17 protein-coding genes and 1 pseudogene are annotated in these 19,827 nt (G+C 47.8%); all 18 read right to left on the reverse strand.

Features of this window, described 5'->3' with window-relative positions; translation table 11 throughout:
- Positions 1 to 14: 14 nt before the first annotated feature.
- A complete protein-coding gene (locus tag BK127_RS24090; protein WP_076234080.1) occupies positions 15 to 1,385 on the reverse strand; it encodes an LLM class flavin-dependent oxidoreductase in 1,371 nt (456 codons plus the stop codon).
- Positions 1,386 to 1,444: 59 nt separating this feature from the next.
- Entirely contained in the window at positions 1,445 to 2,029 is a 585-nt protein-coding gene (locus BK127_RS45565; protein WP_083689534.1) for a rhodanese-like domain-containing protein, read from the reverse strand.
- Positions 2,030 to 2,074: 45 nt separating this feature from the next.
- Positions 2,075 to 3,448 (reverse strand): LLM class flavin-dependent oxidoreductase, encoded by a 1,374-nt coding sequence (locus tag BK127_RS24105; protein ID WP_076234081.1) that lies wholly within the window; start codon positions 3,446 to 3,448, stop codon positions 2,075 to 2,077.
- Positions 3,449 to 3,468: 20 nt separating this feature from the next.
- The gene (locus BK127_RS24110) at positions 3,469 to 4,545 is read right to left on the reverse strand and encodes an ABC transporter substrate-binding protein (protein ID WP_076234082.1); all 1,077 of its coding nucleotides are present in this window, start codon (positions 4,543 to 4,545) and stop codon (positions 3,469 to 3,471) included.
- A 26-nt stretch (positions 4,546 to 4,571) separates the two neighbouring features.
- Positions 4,572 to 5,360 carry an ABC transporter permease gene (locus tag BK127_RS24115; protein ID WP_076234083.1) on the reverse strand — a complete coding sequence of 263 codons (789 nt, stop codon included), beginning with the start codon at positions 5,358 to 5,360 and terminating at the stop codon, positions 4,572 to 4,574.
- 24 nt (positions 5,361 to 5,384) lie between these two features.
- Entirely contained in the window at positions 5,385 to 6,194 is an 810-nt protein-coding gene (locus BK127_RS24120) for an ABC transporter ATP-binding protein (RefSeq protein WP_076234084.1), read from the reverse strand.
- Between the two features lie 86 nt (positions 6,195 to 6,280).
- Positions 6,281 to 7,576, reverse strand: coding sequence for a homocysteine synthase (locus tag BK127_RS24125; protein ID WP_076234085.1), 1,296 nt, complete (start codon positions 7,574 to 7,576; stop codon positions 6,281 to 6,283).
- A 53-nt stretch (positions 7,577 to 7,629) separates the two neighbouring features.
- Entirely contained in the window at positions 7,630 to 8,952 is a 1,323-nt protein-coding gene (locus BK127_RS24130; RefSeq protein WP_076234086.1) for an LLM class flavin-dependent oxidoreductase, read from the reverse strand.
- A gap of 160 nt (positions 8,953 to 9,112) precedes the next feature.
- Entirely contained in the window at positions 9,113 to 10,483 is a 1,371-nt protein-coding gene (locus BK127_RS24135; protein WP_076234087.1) for an LLM class flavin-dependent oxidoreductase, read from the reverse strand.
- A 160-nt stretch (positions 10,484 to 10,643) separates the two neighbouring features.
- On the reverse strand, positions 10,644 to 11,240 hold the full coding sequence (locus BK127_RS24140) for a TetR/AcrR family transcriptional regulator (protein ID WP_076234088.1): 597 nt from the start codon (positions 11,238 to 11,240) through the stop codon (positions 10,644 to 10,646).
- Positions 11,241 to 11,403: 163 nt separating this feature from the next.
- Entirely contained in the window at positions 11,404 to 13,095 is a 1,692-nt protein-coding gene (gene ilvD / locus BK127_RS24145) for a dihydroxy-acid dehydratase (RefSeq protein WP_076234089.1), read from the reverse strand.
- A gap of 20 nt (positions 13,096 to 13,115) precedes the next feature.
- Positions 13,116 to 13,781 carry a GntR family transcriptional regulator gene (locus BK127_RS24150; RefSeq protein ID WP_076234090.1) on the reverse strand — a complete coding sequence of 222 codons (666 nt, stop codon included), beginning with the start codon at positions 13,779 to 13,781 and terminating at the stop codon, positions 13,116 to 13,118.
- Positions 13,782 to 13,930: 149 nt separating this feature from the next.
- Positions 13,931 to 14,175: pseudogene (locus BK127_RS24155) on the reverse strand (Tn3 family transposase); the annotation flags it as partial.
- 321 nt (positions 14,176 to 14,496) lie between these two features.
- The gene (locus BK127_RS24160) at positions 14,497 to 15,390 is read right to left on the reverse strand and encodes a class I SAM-dependent methyltransferase (RefSeq protein WP_083689536.1); all 894 of its coding nucleotides are present in this window, start codon (positions 15,388 to 15,390) and stop codon (positions 14,497 to 14,499) included.
- A 70-nt stretch (positions 15,391 to 15,460) separates the two neighbouring features.
- Positions 15,461 to 16,861 (reverse strand): MDR family MFS transporter, encoded by a 1,401-nt coding sequence (locus BK127_RS24165; protein WP_372237375.1) that lies wholly within the window; start codon positions 16,859 to 16,861, stop codon positions 15,461 to 15,463.
- 186 nt (positions 16,862 to 17,047) lie between these two features.
- The gene (locus BK127_RS24170; RefSeq protein ID WP_076234196.1) at positions 17,048 to 17,974 is read right to left on the reverse strand and encodes an NAD(P)/FAD-dependent oxidoreductase; all 927 of its coding nucleotides are present in this window, start codon (positions 17,972 to 17,974) and stop codon (positions 17,048 to 17,050) included.
- Positions 17,975 to 18,031: 57 nt separating this feature from the next.
- On the reverse strand, positions 18,032 to 18,517 hold the full coding sequence (locus BK127_RS24175; RefSeq protein ID WP_076234092.1) for an RrF2 family transcriptional regulator: 486 nt from the start codon (positions 18,515 to 18,517) through the stop codon (positions 18,032 to 18,034).
- 182 nt (positions 18,518 to 18,699) lie between these two features.
- Positions 18,700 to 19,707 (reverse strand): acetylxylan esterase, encoded by a 1,008-nt coding sequence (locus BK127_RS24180; RefSeq protein WP_076234093.1) that lies wholly within the window; start codon positions 19,705 to 19,707, stop codon positions 18,700 to 18,702.
- Between the last annotated feature and the right edge of the window lie 120 nt (positions 19,708 to 19,827).

The following is a 19,827-nucleotide window of genomic DNA, read 5'->3' on the forward strand; positions in this document are numbered from 1 at the left end:
CTGCATCCGCTGCATCAATCAATCCTCACCTGTGACGCAGGATGATCCGATGGTGTATGCGGACCGTGATTGAATAGATTATCGCGTAAGGTTCCCGGTTTATAGGAGGTTTGTATACTTCCCCGGCGCTGCAGCTCAGGAACGACCTCATCAATAAATTCACAGATGCTTTTTCCGCGAACCGCATAGGCCAAGTTAAATCCATCGACACCGGTGCTTTCAACGAATGCTTCCATATAATCGGCAATCTGCTGGGGTGAGCCGACGGTTACATTACCCGCTCCGCCAAACGCATACAACTCCGCCAGCTCTTCTGTTGTCCAGCGTTTGCCTTCATCTAAACGCCGCAAATAATCCGCTATGTACTGGCTGCCATTGCTTTTCTTTCTGATATAAGCAAGCAGCTCATCCGGGGTATAGGCAGATAAATCAATGCCGGACCATGAGGACAATAGAGCAAGCGTGCCTTCTGTACTGACATAACGTACATATTCAGCAAACTTCGTTTTCGCTTCCGCTTCAGTAGGCGCCACAACAGGTACAAACCGCGGGAAGAAACGAAGCTGCTGTGGGTCACGTCCTGCTGCTTCTGCTTTATTTCGAATATCTTGCACGAGAAAGCGTGTTTCCTCCACCGTCATCGCATTCAGGAAGATGCATTCCGCATGCTGCGCCGCAAACTGACGACCACGGGTCGAAGAACCCGCTTGGAACAGTACAGGCGTTCGCTGCGGCGAAGGCTCGCACAAATGAATGCCTGGTTCCTTGAAGAAAGTGCCTTTATGCCGAATCTCGTGTATTTTGGCTGGATCGGTGTACACCCGGTTTATCCTATCGCGTACAACCGCATCAGACTCCCAGCTGCATTGCCACAGCTTGTAGCATACATTCAGGAATTCGTCCCCACGATCGTAACGCGTATCGTGCTCCATCTGCTCAGTTAAGCTGAAATTCAATGCTGCACTATTTAAATTCGAAGTCACGATGTTCCAGCCAATACGACCGTTCGTTAGATGGTCAAGCGTGGACATCTTACGCGCTAATGCATAAGGATGATCGTAGGTAATTGAAGAGGTGACGACAAAACCCAAATGCTCGGTCACCGCAGCCATCGCCGGGATCAGATAGGAAGGATCGTTGATGGGCAAGCTCATTCCTTCGCTGACCGCCGTATCTCTGCTGTTCTTATAAGTACTGAATGTCCCCAGTGCATCAGCGAAAAATATGGCATCAAACCTGCCCCTCTCCAGCAGCTGTGCAAGCTCAGTCCAATAGGACAGCTCCTTGTAATCGGAGGCTCTGCTGTCGGGATGCGTCCACAATCCGATATTATCGACCGTCGGACAATTTTTTTCAATAAAATTGAGACCGATTCGTTTACTCATGCTGATATCCTACTTTCCATGAGGAATAACAATCTTCATTGGTATAAAAAGGATTGGAACTAACGCAGCTCTTTCCAAGCGGTCATCCCGCCAGCTACGTTCACCAATCCCGTGTAGTCGTTGGACAGCAGCCATTCGCATGCTTTCAGGCTTCTACGGCCGCCTCTGCATACGAAGAATAACTCGCCAGCCGGTTGAATTTCCGTATGTCTATGCTCCAGATCGCCAAGACGGATGTGTATGGCACCTGGTATTGTACCTTCAGCAACCTCATGGTCCTCACGGACATCGAAGATCGTCAGCTTCTCGCCGTTCTCTATGCGTTCCTGCAGGTGAGCGGCAGTAATCTCACGAATACCTCCAAGCCCCGTATGAGGAGCCCATCTGACGTCCCAATGATAAAATTCATATGCTCTAACACCATGTACGACAAATGGATCCTTCTCGATCAGCGCTTGCACTTCGTCTGAGGAATTACCTCGATAAATAACGAGTCCACCCCCAGCCGGGCCGTTTAACAAACGTCCGTTGCCACTTACCTTGCCTTCCAGACGCAGCTGACTTAAATACTCAATATGCGCTTCCAGATAAACCGGTGCCAATTCCTGATTAGCCGGCTTCATCCATACAGCATAATACGCCATCCTATCTCCTCCAAACCTAATATTCAAAACAAGCCCATGCTCAGCTTACTTTTTTGTACCTACAGCTTCAGCAAGTTGCCGACCTGGATGATCGTCTCGCAGGTAAGGTCCTTCGCCGAAAATTTTCTCCCGATACGTCCCATCCCCATACTCCCTCTGCACAAGTCCTCTGCGCTGAAGCTCGGGTACGACCAAATCGACAAATGCATTAATCGTTCCCGGTTGGATAATGTGACCGATATTAAACCCGTCGACACCGGTCTGTGCGATAAAATCCTCAATCGTATCGGCGATTTGCTCCGGGCTCCCGATAGTTAATGAACTCGTACCGAAGGCGAAGAAATTGGCCAGTTCCTCTGCGGACCACTTCTTGTCCGGATCGGACCGTTTCCACGTCTCAATAATACCGCGATTGTCGCGCTTCTCGACAAATTCAAGCAGCTTGTCATCGCCAAGCTTGAAGAAATCGATTCCTGACCATGCCCCTAACAGTGCAAATATGCCCTCAGTGCTGGAATATTGAAGAAAGCTCTCATAACGACTTTGCGCTTCAGTTTCGGTACGTCCTACAATCGGCGTGAGCTTTGGAAAAAACAATACCTTAGCAGGATCGCGTCCCTGCTTCTCAGCCCGTTCACGTATATCCTGCACGATGAAGCGGGTAGCCTCGATCGTAGGCGTATTCAGAAAAATGCATTCCGCATGCTTGGCGGCAAATTCTCTGCCCCTTGCTGAATTACCAGCCTGAAACAACATCGGAGTCCGTTGAGGCGACGGCTCGCTGAGATGAATGCCTTGAACCTGAAAAAACGTTCCTTGATGATTGATATCGTGCACTTTGGAGGGATCGGTATAGATGCGTCGCTCCTTGTCCTGCACGACCGCGTCTTTCTCCCAGCTTGCTTCCCACAGCTTGTAGACGACATCCATATATTCATCCCCGCGATCATAGCGCTCTATCAGACCAAGCTGCTCTTCCAAACCGTAGTTTTTGGCAGCACTGTCCAGATTCGAGGTGACAATATTCCAGCCAACCCTGCCTTTAGTCAAATGATCCAGCGTGGACAGCTTGCGTGCCAATGCATAGGGATGCTCATACGTTGTGGAGAAGGTAGCCGCAAAGCCAAGATGCTTGGTCGCTGCGGCCATCGCCGGGATCAAATAACTGGGGTCATTTAAAGGAACCTGGATCGCTTGACGGATCGCAGTGTCCATATTGCCCTGATAAACATCATACACACCGAGCATATCAGCAAAAAAGATTGCATCGAACTTGCCTCGTTCCAAGGTTTGGGCCAGCTCAACCCAGTACTTCAGACTGGTATATTCATAGCTCCGGTCTTCCGGGTGAGCCCATAAGCCTGGTGATGCGGTTGGACCTGAAATCGTGACAGCGTTCAAATAGATTCTTTTATTCATAGTAGGAAATCCGCCTTTTTTTATTTTTTCGGCAAGAAACTCGTATTGAATGCTTGTTGAACATCTTCATTTTTCTTCAGTTGACCGATATCCTGCAATTGTTTGCTCAGTTCCTGCCACCGTTCCAGCGACATATAGCCTACACCTTTGGTCGCCGCATCTCCACCGTAGATGAAATCTTTTTGCAGCTTTCCTTCATTCACGAGGTAATCGACGGAATTTTCCTTATTGGCTTCATTTAACACTTTAGCAACCTCTTCTATATTATCCTTGTAGTAATCCCAGCCTTTGACTGAAGCTTGTACATAAGCTTTAACGACGTCCGGATGCTCTTTCAAATATTTCTCGGAAGTAATGATAATGCTGTAATAAGGACGGTACCCGGAATCAGCAACGAGCAGGGCATCAACATCAATATTTTGTTGCTTCAGGCTATAGGGAGTATTGGTCGTATAGCCTTGTGTGAGCGCCTTTGGATCGTTAACAAAATTCGTGTATTGGCCAGTAAACTGTACCTCTTTAACACTGTCCAGCTTGTAGGATTTCTTTAAATAAGTCCAATATGCGGCGGTCAAAGCAGCATACACCGTACGACCGTTCAAATCAGAAAAGCTTTTAATATTGTCGCCCTTGTGGAAGAAAATCGCTGATGGGCTTTTCTGCAAAAAGGCTGCTACACCCACGATAGGAATACCCTGCTCCCTCGCAATAAGGATAGAATCCGCACTGGCAAGTCCGAACTCTGCCTGCCCGGCAGCAACGATCTGTACAGCCGATACCTGCGCACCACCTGGTTTAATAGTCACATCCAGGTTGCTATCCTTATAAAAGCCTTTGGCTGAAGCAGCATACAGACCGGCGTGTGTGGATTGGGCGAACCAGTCGAGAACCTGGGTAACCTTCGTTTTTTCTTTTAAAATGGAGTCCGAAGCTGGAGCTGTGCTGCCTGTCGGTGGTGCTGTTGCGGCTGTAGGTGCTTTGGTTGGCTCTGACGGAGCCGTAGGGGCGGCAGCAGGTTTGGGCGTGCTTCCGCAAGCGGCCAATATTTGGACTGATAATAAGGAGACAATGAGCAAGCTTACATTTTTTTTCAACATGGTTATTCCTCCGTAGGTGTAAATGATTAATTTTCTGTCTTCATTTCTGATTCATGCCAAGAGCTTAATAACCTTTTTGCAAGTGCATTGACGAAAAGAAAAAACGAGATGCCAAGCAGTGAAGCGGTGAGGCCGCAAGCAAATAAATAAGGTGTCTGCAGCCGCATGGCTGCAAAAGTAATCGAAAAGCCAAGCCCGCCATTGCTGCCACCGATACCGGCAATGTACTCACCTACAATAGCTCCAATAACGGATAATGTGCATGATATTTTCATCCCACCAACGATATATGGCAAGGCAGCAGGAATACGCAGCTTCCACATCCTCTGCCAGCCATTGGCATTGTAGAGGTAGAACAGGTTTTTCAAATTTTGCTCGGTGGAGTGAAGCCCGATCAGCGTATTGGACAGCATCGGAAAAAATCCAATAAGGAACGCAATAGTAACAATCGCATTGAACCCCGGACCCAACCAGATGACAATAATCGGTACAATCGCAACGATAGGGATCGTTTGCAATACGATTGCATAAGGATACACGCTGCGTTCGATGATTCTTGAGCTGGCTAACAGAATAGCACCGGCAACTCCAATGACCAGACTAAGGACAAACCCAAGCACCGATTCTAAAGCGGTAGTTAATGCCGCATGCCACAAGTCAGCTCCATTATCCAATACGGCTGCAAACACATCAGTCGGTTTGGGTAGTAAAAAAACAGGTGTACCCAGCAGCTGTAGAATGAATTGCCAGCAGGCAATGAATAGGATAAAGGCTAGTAAAGGCGGTAACAATCCGGAACGCAATCGCCCTGACAAATGACACTCCCCCCTCTCTGTAAGTTAATGACGAAGAACTGCGTTGACCCGGGAAGCTAATTCATTGAATTGAGGGCTGGTACGAAAATCCTCCTGTCGTGAAGCCGAGGTGTGTACATCAATTTGACCGACGATTCGGCCTGGTCGGGGTGTCATCACGGCAATTCGCGTTGAAAGATACACAGCTTCGAATACGTTATGTGTTACGAACAATACCGTCATTCGCGGATTGGCTGACCTGATGCCGAGTAATTCCTGCTGCAGCGTCTGTCGGGTAAGTTCGTCCAACGCACCAAACGGTTCATCCATCAATAACAGGTCCGGTTGAGCAACGAGCGAGCGGGCGATAGACACTCTCATCTTCATACCGCCAGACAGCTCCCGGGGTAATGATTTGGAATAGTCCTTCAACCCGACCAACTCCAGCACACGCAGCGATTCCTCGGTCCGCTGTTTGCGTGATATCCCCTTAAGCTCAAGCGGCAGTGCAACATTATCCAGTACATTGCACCAAGGCATAAGCGTTGCATCCTGAAACACGTAAGCAAGGCGTCCGCTCTTTCGCGCTGAATCCGCTGTGCCACCCATCACCTGCAGATTGCCTCCGCTCGGTTCGCTCAAGCCCGCAATCATCCGCAAAATCGTTGATTTGCCGCAGCCGGACGGACCGACAAAGGAAATAAACTCACCTTCTCGCACCAGAAGATTCGCGTCTTGTACGGCAATGGTATGATTAGCATATTTCTTCTCCACTCGTTCCAGTTGGACAAGGGGTTGAGCCAAACTATGCTCAGGATCCTCGATGGTTACATTCACATCCCTGTTATTATGCATGCCGTTTCCCCCCTCTTAAATAACTTAACTTATTGTTATAGTCGGATTTAATGCAATGCAATCCATTACTAATTGAAGCCTTCGTATTACGCGCGCTGGCTGACCTCAATAGCTTGTTGTAAATCATAAAGAATATCCTCGATCCCTTCTGTACCAACCGATAGTCGAACCAGTCCCGGTGAAACGCCAGTCGATAGCTGTTCGGCTTCTTGCAGCTGCTGATGCGTCGTACTTGCAGGATGTATAATTAACGATTTAGAGTCCCCGACATTCGCCAGATGTGAGAATAAGGTCACAGCATTTATCAGCTTTTTGCCTGCTTCAATTCCGCCCTTGATTTCGAACGTAAGGATAGCACCTTGACCGTTAGGCAAATATTTGGCGACAAGTCCATGAGAAGGATGACTCTCTAGTCCTGGATAATTAACCCACTCAACAGCTTCATGCTGTTCCAAATAACGGGCAACCTTCAGCGCGTTCTCGCTGTGACGTTCCAGCCGAAGATGCAGCGTCTCCAAACCCTGCAGCAGCAAAAATGAGTTGAATGGTGAGATCGAAGCTCCTAAATCACGAAGCAGCTGCACACGGGCTTTAATAATATATGCGAGCGGGCCCAGTGCATCTGTGTAGACAAGACCGTGGTAGCTTGGATCCGGCTGTGTCAAGCCAGGAAACTTATTATTAGCCGTCCAATCGAACTTGCCGCTATCCACAATAATTCCACCTATAGAGGTTCCATGACCACCGATGAATTTTGTCGCGGAATGAACTACAATATCGGCTCCGAATTCGATGGGACGAAGCAAGTAAGGACTCGGAAATGTATTGTCTACAATTAGCGGGATACCATGCTCATGTGCAATTTGAGCTACTGCTTCAATGTCGAGAATATCACCTTTGGGATTACCGACTGTTTCGGCAAATATTGCTTTCGTCTTCTCGTTAATAGCCTTTTTAAAATTTTCTGGGTCAGACGGATCAACGAAACGTACGGTGATACCAAGCTTAGGCAATGTCTGGGAAAACAAATTGTAGGTGCCGCCGTATAAGCTTGTTGCCGACACTATCTCATCCCCGGCTCCGGCAATGTTTAGAATGGAAAACGAAATAGCTGCCTGACCGGATGCAGTTGCCAATGCGCCAACGCCACCTTCCAGTGCCGCAATTCGTTTCTCAAATACATCGGTTGTTGGGTTCATCAGGCGTGTATAAATATTGCCAAACTCCTTGAGACCGAACAGATTGGCTGCGTGCTCCGTATCGCGGAACGTATAGGATGTCGTCTGATAGATCGGAACCGCTCGTGAATTCGTTGCCGGATCTACTTCCTGCCCCGCATGGATAGCCAAGGTGCCCAATTGTAATTTTCTTTCCTCTGTCATATTCGTTCATCCTCCTCATAATGGTTAACTTGTGATGACATTCATTTCTTAACCTAGCCCAAGAGCTTGTGGCGAAACACACCTGTAGCATACTCGTTTTGAACACGTCCCCTGTGTTGTAACACCGGAACGACCTTGCTTACGAATTGTTCGAACGTTTCCGATCGGGTCGCATAAGCGATGTTATAGCCATCTACTCCCGTATGATCCATAAACTGTTCCAGCTGATCGGCAATTTGCTCAGGCGTACCGACACGTAATGACCCTACACCGCCAAAGGCAAAATATTTAGACAGCTGTTCAATCCCCCATTCCTCGTCCCCACCATTTCGCTTGAAAAACTCAAACAAATAATTGGTTCCACTACGCTGCTCGCCCTTACGAATAAAAGCCAACAGTTCATCGGAACTGACCGTGGAGAAATCTACGCCAGTCCACACCGATAATAGGGATAACGCACCTTCCGGACTGGAATATGCCAACAAGTTATGTAGTTCTTGCTGAGCCTCTACCTCCGTTGCGCCGATCACCGGGTTGATTTTCGGGAAAAAGAGTACCTCCTCGGGATTACGTCCGTATCGCTCAGCCCTCTGACGAATATCCTGGACAAGAAATTTCGTTTCATTCTCTGTCATTGCATTCAGGAAAATGCACTCGGCATGTTTGGCAGCGAACTCTCGCCCTCTATCGGAGGAGCCTGCCTGGAACAGCACCGGTGTACGCTGTGGAGAAGGCTCGCATAAATGGATCCCCGGTACTTTAAAATATTTACCTTCGTGGCCGATTTCATGTACTTTAGCGGGATCGGCGTAAATGCGGTTGATTCGATCACGCACAACAGCGCCGTCCTCCCAGCTTTCCTCCCATAGCTTATGGCATACTTCCAGGTATTCGTCTCCCCGATTGTACCGCTCATCATGGTCCAGCTGCTCCAAACCGTAATTACGAGCTGTGCTATCCAGATTGGACATCACCATATTCCAGCCCAATCGACCGTCAGTGAGATGGTCAAGCGTCGACATTTTACGTGCCAAAGCGTAGGGATGCTCGTATGATAACGAAGCCGTCAGCACGAACCCCAGATGTTCAGTGGCAGCAGCCATAGCCGGGATCGCATAGGATGGATCATTTATAGGAAAATACATTCCTTCCCGTACCGCTGTATCTCTGCTGCCTTGATAGACATCGTACACCCCAAGTATATCTGCAAAAAACAAAGCGTCGAACTTTCCTCTTTCCAGAGTTTGAGCGAGCTCAATCCAATAATCCAAATCCTTGTAACGTTCTACCCGATTACCGGGGTACAGCCATAGTCCAGCATTATCCTGCACGGGATTGGCCATTTCTACCGCATTTAATCGCATACGCTTTGCCATTCTAATCACCACCATGTCCGCTGATTATGATCAGCTTTCATCGATCTCCTCTCTAATTATTTTTTATTCCAAGTATTTCGATGCGATTTAATTAATATCAATATAAGGGATGCATAAAATTCTGTCAATTAAAATTATACAAACGTATGTATAAGTTAATTTATGGAAATAACTGCACTTGTTTACCGGGATGATCAGCCGGCAATTGACTGCCTGAACCGAACAGCTTATGGCGCAGAGTACCTGTCTGGTACTCGGTTTGAACACGACCGCGATTTTGCAAAATCGGAACAACTTGCTCGGCAAATTCAACAATACCTGATGGTCTGACCATGTAAGAGATGTTAAAGCCGTCCACATCCGTTTCATCGATAAAACGTTCCATGTAATCGGCAATTTGCTCTGGTGTCCCTGCCGTTACACCTCCCAAGCCTCCGAAAGCAAACAGTTTGGCGAGTTCCGATAGTGTCCATTTTTTGTCCTTGTCATACCGGTACAAGGAATCCGCTGTATGCTGGGTTCCGGTCCCTCTTTTTTCCAAAAACTGCAGCAGTTCCTCTTCCTTATAGGCAGACAAATCGATACCGGTCCATGAAGAAACCAGAGCCAGTGTGCCCTCGGTGCTAACATGGGATAAATAATCGGCAAGTCTCGCCTTAGCCTCCTCTTCGGTTGCACCAATAACGGGAAGCAGCCTGGGATAGAACTTGATACCTATCGGATCGCGTCCCAACTGCTCGACACGCCTGCGAATATCAGCGGTCAGGAACTTCGTTTCCTCGGAGGTAATGGCATTCAGAAAAATACATTCTGCATGCTTGGCAGCAAATTCCCTGCCTCGTTCCGACGAGCCAGCTTGAAACAATACCGGAGTCCGCTGCGCAGAAGGCTCACATAGATGAATGCCCGGAACACGGAAAAATTTACCCTCATGCTGAATATCGTGCACCTTCGATGGATCGGTATAAACGCGAGCTTGGCGGTCACGAATTACCGCGTCGTCCTCCCAACTGCGTTCCCATAGCTTGTAGCAGACCTCAAGAAACTCGTCACCCCGGTCATACCTTACATCATGGTCCAGTTGGTCCACCAGGCCAAAGTTTAAAGCAGCGCTCTTCAAATTCGAAGTAACCACGTTCCAGGCGATACGACCATCTGTCAGATGATCAAGCGTCGTCATCTTACGAGCGAGTGAATAAGGATGATCGTAAGTAATGGAACAAGTTACGGTAAAACCCAAATGACTTGTAACAGAAGCCATCGCCGGAATGAAATAGGTCGGATCGTTTTTCGGTACACTCATTGCCTCACGCACAGCTACGTCCTTGCTGTTCTGATAGGTGGTCAGGACGCCGAGTGCATCCGGAAAAAACACCGTATCGAATTTGGCACGTTCGAGTAATTGAGCCAGCTCAACCCAATACGATAAATCCTTATATCGTTCCGTATGATCATCCGGATGTGTCCACAAATAAGTTGCCCCAGTCGGGGAACTATGCTCGATTAAATTCAATCCAATTCGTTTGCCCATACAGTGCCTGCCCTTCTTATCCATTAATATCATACTATTCCGCTATGATTAATAATTAATAGAATACAGCCATCTCCAATAGCTGTCAACAAAATTATACATACGTTTGTATAAATAAAAAAAACGTATGTTATATTGTGAAAATACAGGATCAAATCATTTATTTCATATCGGTATTCACGCCCAGACCTCTCAACACATAACAGGTAAGTTCAGCCAGTAAATCCTCATAAGATAGCTCATCCTCCGTTGCAACAGTGGCAATGTTCCTACGGCTTGAATGTGCAAATATCGAACCCATAACAAAAAGCAGAGTCGTATCCAATGAATGAAAGCTAAACAGCCCTTGATCATGGCCTCTTTTCAGGATATCACGAATTTTCTCGTACATTGGCAAAATATGCTTCTGAACAATCAGGAAACGGGCTGTAATCAAATGAGTCTCATGCCGTAATATACTGATGATCTCCGGGTCCCTTAGTCGGAAAGCAAGCACTTCTCTCAAAATGCTGCGCAGCTCTACCGCTGGATCGTCCTTCTCGGCATCTACCATCTTGTCAACGCGGTCCATAGGCATAAAGGTCTCGAACAAAGCTTCGAAGATTTGATCCTTACCACCAAAATAATAGGAAATCATGCCGAGATTGGTACCCGCCTCCTTACAGATTTGTCTCACACTGGTTCCATCAAAACCTTGCTTGGCAAACAACTCCTTGGCCGTCAATAATATTCTTAATTTTGCATCTTGCTGGTTCATTGGCAGACTGGCTCCTAACATCGAGACCTTTATACGGTTCGGTTCATATTTTGGATATCCATCCAGTATACATGATGCTTCTCATGTTTGGCGAGTATTTGAGTATTTAGTCTATAAAAAAAAGGCCTAAGTCATGTAAATTTGACTTAGGTCCTGCTTACATTTAATCTAACAAATCCGTGACCGCACCAAGTGAAGCCGAAGAAACGAGCCGCGCATATTTCACAAGAACTCCGGAAGAGACTTTAAGTGGTGGTTGAATCCACGCTTGTCGACGTTTCTCCAGCTCCTCTGGACTGATATCGAAGGTCATCTCCTGTGTTTCGCTATCGATCGTCACAATATCCCCTTCTTCCAGCAGAGCAATAGGTCCGCCTACCTGCGCTTCAGGGGTAATATGGCCAACCACAAAGCCATGAGAGCCTCCCGAGAACCTGCCATCCGTTAACAACGCCACTTCCCCGCCGAGGCCCTTGCCTACGATCAACGCTGTGACAGAAAGCATCTCAGGCATCCCCGGTCCACCCTTGGGTCCCGCGTATCGAATGACGAGTACATCCCCTTTGCGTATTTCATCGTTCACGATAGCCTCTGTAGCCTCTTCCTCACCATTGTAGACACGCGCAGGCCCGGAAAACCGCAGCTTTTTAAGGCCTGACATTTTGGCTACTGCACCATCCGGTGCCAGGTTGCCACGGAGCACGACCAACGGACCATTCGGCTTCAATGGATTATCGAAAGGACGAATAATCGTCTGATCGACATTCAAATGTGCGGCTTCAGCCAAATTTTCGGCCAAGGTTTTGCCTGTAACGGTTATACAATCCCCATGGAGAAGACCTTGCTCCAGCAGCAGCTTCATGACTCCGGCAACACCGCCGATATCGTTCAGATCCTGCATGACAAACGTACCACTCGGCTTCAGGTCAGCAAGATGCGGCACCCGTAACCGGATTCGCTCAAAATCGTCCAACGTTAAATCGACCTGTACGGAATGGGCAATCGCCAATAGATGCAGAATTGCATTGGTAGAGCCGCCCAGCGCCATTACAACCGTTATCGCATTTTCGAATGCTGGCTTGGTCATAATATCTCGCGGGGTAATTCCCTTTTCCAGCAGCTCGATCACGGTTTTCCCGGCCTTCGCACACTCCAGCGCTTTATCTGGAGAAATAGCCGGTGTAGAGGATGATCCGGGTAAGCTCATTCCTAAAGCTTCGGCGGCGGCAGCCATCGTATTCGCTGTATACATGCCTCCACAAGCTCCGGGACCTGGACAAGCGTTACACTCCACGGCATGCAGCTGTTCATCATTGATCTTGCCCTCGTGATATTGCCCAACCGCTTCAAATGCGCTGACAATATCAATGTCTTTGCCATCCAGCTTCCCAGGCTGAATCGTTCCTCCGTATACATAGACGGCGGGTACATTAATGCGGCCAATAGCCATTAGGCAGGCAGGGGTGTTTTTATCGCATCCTCCCACCGCAATAAGTCCGTCAAAACGCTCGGCGTTCGTAACAATTTCAATAGAATCGGCGATGACCTCACGACTCGGCAGTGAGAACAGCATACCCTCATGTCCCATCGAAATACCGTCCGATACCGTGATCGTATTAAAAATCAAAGGCGCTCCGCCATGCGCCTGCACTCCCTTTTTGGCTTGAACAGCTAATTGATCGATGTGCATGTTACAGGGAGTTACCTCGCTCCACGTACTGGCTACGCCGATCATCGGCTTCTTGAAATCCTCATCCGTAAAGCCAACAGCACGCAGCATGGCGCGGTTTGGTGCCCGATTAACGCCCTCACTGATCACCTTACTGCGAATTCTCAAATCTTTTTTGTCAGACATAACCTTTCACCCTTTCCAAATTAAATGATTGCGTACAGTTCCTGCATAGGTCTTATCAAATTTTGCTTCATCATCGCGGAGGCGGCTGCTGAATCGCGCTTTTCCAACGCTTCGATTATAGCTGCATGCTCCTTGACGGAAGCCATGGTTGCCGTGATGGGCTGCTTCAGGAATACATACTTAAACCTTCTAATATGAATTTGAAGCGATGCGCTAAAGGAAGAAATGTAGACATTGTCCGATAATTCCACAATCAGATTATGAAACTGTTCATCCAGCTCCATCGCCTGATACGGCTGCCCCTGCTCGATCGCCTGAGCAAATTGTTGATTCAATTGTTTAAGTTGCTCAATATGCTGCGGTAATATGAGTGCCGATGTAAATTCCGCGGCTAGAGCGTGAAGCGCTGCCAGCGTTGGATACATTTTCAAAATATCGTCCTTTTCAATGATCGTTACTTTCGTTTCCTTTCCGGGATGCATCTCAACAAGCCCCTGCACTTCCAGCAGCTGAAAGGCTTCCCGAATCGGCGTTCTGCTGACGGCAAGAGATTCTGCCAACTCAGCGTCCAGCAGCTTTTCACCAGGGAGAAGTGTCCCTTCGATAATCCATCTTTGAATTTGGGATAACGCGCGTTCTTTGGCTGACATGCGAATAGGTGAAGAAAAATTTTGAGGTACCGGCATAGATATCATCCTCTGACTTTTGTTATATGCAATATATCGCATACATATATCAATTGCAACTATTATTTGCAGTTAGGGGTAGCGCCAACATTTTAACGAAAATATACACTAAGCGTTCGAACGTGACCAGGTTGGTGTTTTTTCTTACTCTAAGCCAAATAGTCCGGGCGGTGTGACCCGGACGAACGGTTATTCAACTTCATGTGTTTAAGCGTTTGCAATGAATTTAGAGACGTATTTTGCTTGAATTTGAATTTGTATTCACCCAAATAATTGATATGTTCCCATCCCAGAGGCGAAATATGATTTAAAAGTTCTTCTTGGAGCTTACTTTGTTCTTGCGGTGTTCTGTTGCTTGTTGAAGATAGACGGTATTCCAAACGCTAATCGCATCTGCGTGATGCGCCGAAACTGCTTTATGGAAACACCTAATGACCGCTAATGTTACTTAGCGGTCGGCACAAAATAAGGAGGGATCCATATGTTAGTAAGGTAAGAGGATATTCATCATTTGGTAGATCGTCTTCCACACGGAAAAACTCGTCTACATACATACATGCGCACAGCGGTATCTAAAAATGAAAAGTAGGCTATAGACCGATTCGGACAACACATGATACAGCTTAATTGGAAAAATATGAAATTTACCATTGACAAGCTCCACCCATCATTACGGCAAAACGCAGCACGTCCCTTTCTGGTCCCCTTCGCTATTTTACAGATCTTCGCTGGTGTGCATGTTCTGATCCTTCAATCGAATCAATACCTTGCCAAAACGGCCGCTCTGCCGGACAACCACTTTGCCGGACGGATACGTTCGCTCCAAATAGTCAGATACCGTTTTCAAATTACGATCATCTGCAGGCTGACCTTGACTGCGGAGCCAGTTCATTATTTCTTGCAACGCCGCTTCTCTGGAGAGTTCCATCGTTTTCGTTTCTCGCGTTATCAGCGACTCATAGGAGTAGCCTTTGAGATAAAGCAAATGGAGCAAATAACCCATTTCCATAGGTTTCTTTTTAAAGGTCGAACTGGTGATGAGAGGCCAGATTTCATTAAACAGACTATACTCTATGGAATCCGCCGGCATACTGATATAACAAAAATTACGCGAGCAACTGATAATTTTTTCCACATTACCCCAATTATAAATGACCGGACACATCGAGACAAAGACTAGATCAAAAGCATGACCCCAGCCTTTGGCCTGCACGTCAATATCCTCAAAAGGTTCCGGTACAATTTCCACCTTGTTATCGGTAAATTTTGCAGTGTTTTCACCCAGCAGATCGACCAGCGGAAGAGAGGACTCTACGGCGGTTACACGGGCCCCCCGCTTCGCAAATGGCACTGAAAATACTCCTGATGCGGCACCAATATCTAACACAGAGACGTTTTCGAATCGAACCCCTTGACCTTCAAGCCACTTAATGATTCGTGTGGTTCGTTTCCTCCCCTCTTCATTAAATGATTGCTCATTAAAAGACTTGGCTTTATGATCAAAAGCTTTGGCCGGTGTAATTCCGGACTTGTTCATCTTGTTCATGATGGTATCGCCATGGTCTTTCCATGCTTTTTCCCATATGTCTTCATTAAAGAAATCGTTCATGATCGTTCCTCACTTTTCATTATGGATTATGACTCTCTGCCCTGGACTGGACCAACGTCTATCTTCATCATCATGCCGACCGTTCATTTTTTGTTTCCGGAGATTTCGCTTTGCGGAGGAACAAACCGAGAATGAGCGCACCGAGCGCGATGACAACGCCGACCCAGAACGCGTTATTTATGCCTTTTGCCAGCGCTTTGACTATTTCCCCTGGAGATTGCGAGTCGCTCGAACCACTCAAGTAATTTTTTTGTCCATTTGACATGATACTGATGTACAGGGCAGTGCCGATCGCACCGGCTACCTGCAACAGCGTGTTTAAGATCGCCGTCCCATGAGGATACAGTTGGCGCGGCAACTGGTTGAGCCCAGCCGTCTGTGCGGGCATCATCACCAGCGAGACACCGATCATCATCGCGATGTACACGGCGACTAGAAAACCGGTGCTAGACGCTTCGTCGAACTGGGTTAACAGCCACAAAGAGACGACCACAATGACAAGTCCGGGAATGACAAGAACGCGCAGTCCGAATTTATCGAACAGCTTTCCAGCGACCGGAGCCATGATCCCGTTCACTATCCCTCCGGGAAGCAGGATCAAACCAGATTTGAACGCCGTCAACAGCAGCACTCCCTGCATAAACAACGGAAGCATGATCGCCGTCGAGAAAAACGTCATCATAAGCATGACGAGCAGTACTGCGACAAGCGAAAATAACGGATACCGGAATGCCCGTAAATCCATCACGGGCACCTTTAACAACAGCTGTCGCCAGACGAACAGTATCAAAGCGGCACCGCTCGCCACAACCGTCCAGATCACCTCCGGCTCTGACCAACCGTGTTCCCCAGCCTTGCTGAACCCATATACGATTCCACCGAAGCCGATCGTCGAAAGCCCGATGGATAACAGATCCACTCGCGGTTTCGTGATGTCCGACACATTCTTCAGGACGGCGGCTCCGACGATAATTGAGATCAGTGCCAATGGCAAAACAAGATAGAACAGCCAGCGCCACGATAGCCCGTCAACGATCAAACCCGAAATAGTCGGGCCAATCGCCGGAGCGAACATGATGACGAGTCCGAACATCCCCATCGCGCCTCCCCGCTTTTCAGGAGGATACATAACCATGATAGTGTTCATCGTAAGCGGCATCAGCATGCCAGTGCCTATCGCCTGAATAATCCGTCCGACGAGCAATACGCCGAATTCCGGCGCAAGCGCCGAGGTGACCGTACCGACCAAGAACAAGCTCATCGCCGAAAGAAACATTTGCCGGGTTGTGAACCATTGCTGCAATACCGCCGTCACCGGAACAAGCACACCGACGACGAGCATGTAGCCGGTAGCCAGCCACTGAGCTGTCGCCGCAGACACTCCGAAAGATTTCATCAGTTCGGGGAGGGCATTTCCCATTAGCGTCTCGTTTAAAGCGGCAACGAACATTCCGAGTATAAGGGCAAACATGATCGGACCGCGCTTGAGGTTTTTCAAATCGATCGATGTTGACGTCGTGTTTGTATCTGATGTATTCATCGTTTCATCAACTCCTGACATTTTGTAATAGTAATCCGGGATTGCTGCAGCTCGCAATTTGGAAAACCGACCCATAATTTGGTGAATATATGGCAACTACAGCTTGTAACTCCTGCCTCAAAAATGTTCATCCGTTATCCTCCAAGCCTCTACATTCAGTTCATTGTTTATGGCTGCGGCGGCCAATGCGCCCATAGAGGCGGCTGCAATAGCCTGATGCATTCGCGACGCTGCATCCCCGGCGCTATAGACACCCTTAATGTTCGTCTTCCCCAAGATATCGATAAAAACCTTTCCCATTTCCGCGATGTCGCATCCGATGGCTCTCGGTAAGTCAGATCCTATAACCAGATCTGGCTTGAAAAAGATCCCCCTACATGGAATGGTCGTGCCGTCTTCAAGAACTACTTGCCGCACGATCCCATCGCTTGCGTCGATATACTGAATCGGCGAGTCGAACATAGGTACTTGATTAAGCTGTAGCTCCTCGCGCTGAGCATCCGTCAGCTCATCAGGACCGTTCGTACAGATGGTAAAGCGGTTCGTCCAACCGGATATCAATGGAGCGAAGTGCATGAGCTCTTCTCCTTTGTTAATGACGACAAGCGGCTCGTCTCTTAATTCCCAGCCATCGCAATACGGGCAAACAAATGCGCTTTTCCCATAAACCTCCGCCAGTCCAGGAATGTCCAGTGGCCGATCTCTCATTCCGACGGCAAATAACAGCTTTTTGCATGCATAAGTATTTCCAAGCGCAGTCGCAATTTGAAAATGTCCGTCCGTTCCCGCAATCGCCACGGCTGTATCCGCCACGAAAAACACGGAGGGATAGGCGCTAATCTCTTCCTTCGCAATTTGCCGGAATTCATTGGGGCTTATTCCGTCGCGGGTGAGAAATCCGTGGGTCTCGCGAGTTACCGCGTTGCGAGGACGGCCTTCATCGATCACCGCTACATTTTTCCTCGCCCTACCCAGCACGAGAGCGGCGTTCAACCCTGCGGGGCCTCCGCCAATAATCACTACATCGAGATGTTGGTTTTTCATCATCATTACCATCCTTTATAGATCTATGATATCCATAATTAGAGTGCAAGAAGCGCATCACTTCTTGTTCACCTCATGTTTGCAGCGCTTGAAAGCTTCATCCATTACCGACTGGATAGAGTGCTCCCTCAAGTATTGGTGCAGATGCTGTTCCGCGCCATCCATCACCTTCTCAACCAAACATCCGCTCTTTTTAGGGCATTCATGCTCCCGTGGTACATCCCCAGCTTCCGCTAACAACCGATGCTGCTGCGAATTCGAATTCGAGCATTCAAACAATTGTTGTCTTCCTTCAATTACTTGAATCACATCAAAAAAAGTAATCTGATCGGCCGGTCGTGCCAGCTCGTAACCGCCGTTCACCCCCGGTACCGCACGCACGATTCCATCCTGCCTCAACTTGGACATGATTTTGGATAAATAGCTTTCAGAAACGCCAAGTGTCACAGATAATTCTTTGATTCCAACATGGTTACGACGATCCGAGTGACCCAAATGAATTAAGGCGTGTAGAGCGTAATCTGTACTTTTAGAGTACTGCATGGTCCCCTCCTCCCTTCTAAGACCCTTGTTAATATGGATCTACGATATCTATAATAAATGATTCAATTTCAATTTGCAATGACTTTTTTAGTCAACAATCTGCTATTGGCGGTACCCCAGTTACCATTCAAAAAAAGCTCCAAACCCTTTGTTCTCGCCAAAGGTCTGGAGCTTTCATGTCATTAATGATTAGTATCGTTAAGTAATTTTTCTTCTATAAAATTGAGCATGAGACGATTATGCCCTGCTACTACGTTATGTCCGGTGAATGGATACGTATGGAGATGCTTTTCACTGCGTATCCGGTTGTATACAGGGAATATCGTTTCCGGCAAACAAACGGTGTCCTTGAGTCCAACCGAGATCATAATCGGGATCTTGATCTGGTGCGCCATATTTAACATATCAAAATAGCTGAGTGTTTCCAGCACCTGATTTAATTTGTCCGGGAATTGGGCGATGAATGCGGCGGCTTCAGTGAGGGAGCCTGTTGAATGCAGCAAGCCATGATCCATATGGCACATGTTTGGAATATTGGCAATTGCCGCCGCTGGCTTATCACTTAAAGCCGCTGTAATGAGTACCAATCCGCCTCCTTGGCTGCCTCCGGTGATGGCAATTCTGGTGGAGTCAATTTCCGGCTGCTCACTCACCCAATCTACAGCCTTCAGACTATCAATCGTAATCGCTTTGTAATAACTCGTGTCCTTGTCCAAAATGCCTTGTGTGATCCAGCCCTTGGTCATCCCGAACGATTGTGGAAGCTGGTTGCCCGTTTCCCCCCCTTGCCCACGGACATCGACAGCAAATACGGCGATTCCCATCAGCAACCATTGACTGTAAGCCTCCGGATAACCGCTTCCTCCGGAGTAGCCCTGATAGATAACGACACAAGGAAGCTTTGCCTGATGATCCTGTCGTGCAAACTTCGGTATCAGGTACCAGCCATGAATCGATGTGTCATCAAAGCCCTCATAAGTAACCCGATAGGTGTCAATATAAGGCTGGGGGCTTGGCCGTTGTTCACGCTGCCCCTTCAATGGTTTCGCTTTAAACGTGTCTAAGGTTGTTTGCCAAAAGCTTTGCAGGTCATCTCGTGCGGTTAGTGGCGGATTGAGCTGCAGCAACTCATCCACACGCTTTTGAATTGCACTGGGATATTCATAATGGCTAGGGTCGTTATGATTCATTAGCTTGCCTCTTTTCTCCAAATGGTCAAAACAAAGAAAACCAATATAGCTATGTTCTACTATAGCTGATTTTGAATCCGGTGGGGAGTCCTAAAATAACCGAAAATAGGAAAAACCGCC

The sequence above is a fragment of the Paenibacillus sp. FSL H7-0331 genome (assembly GCF_001956045.1).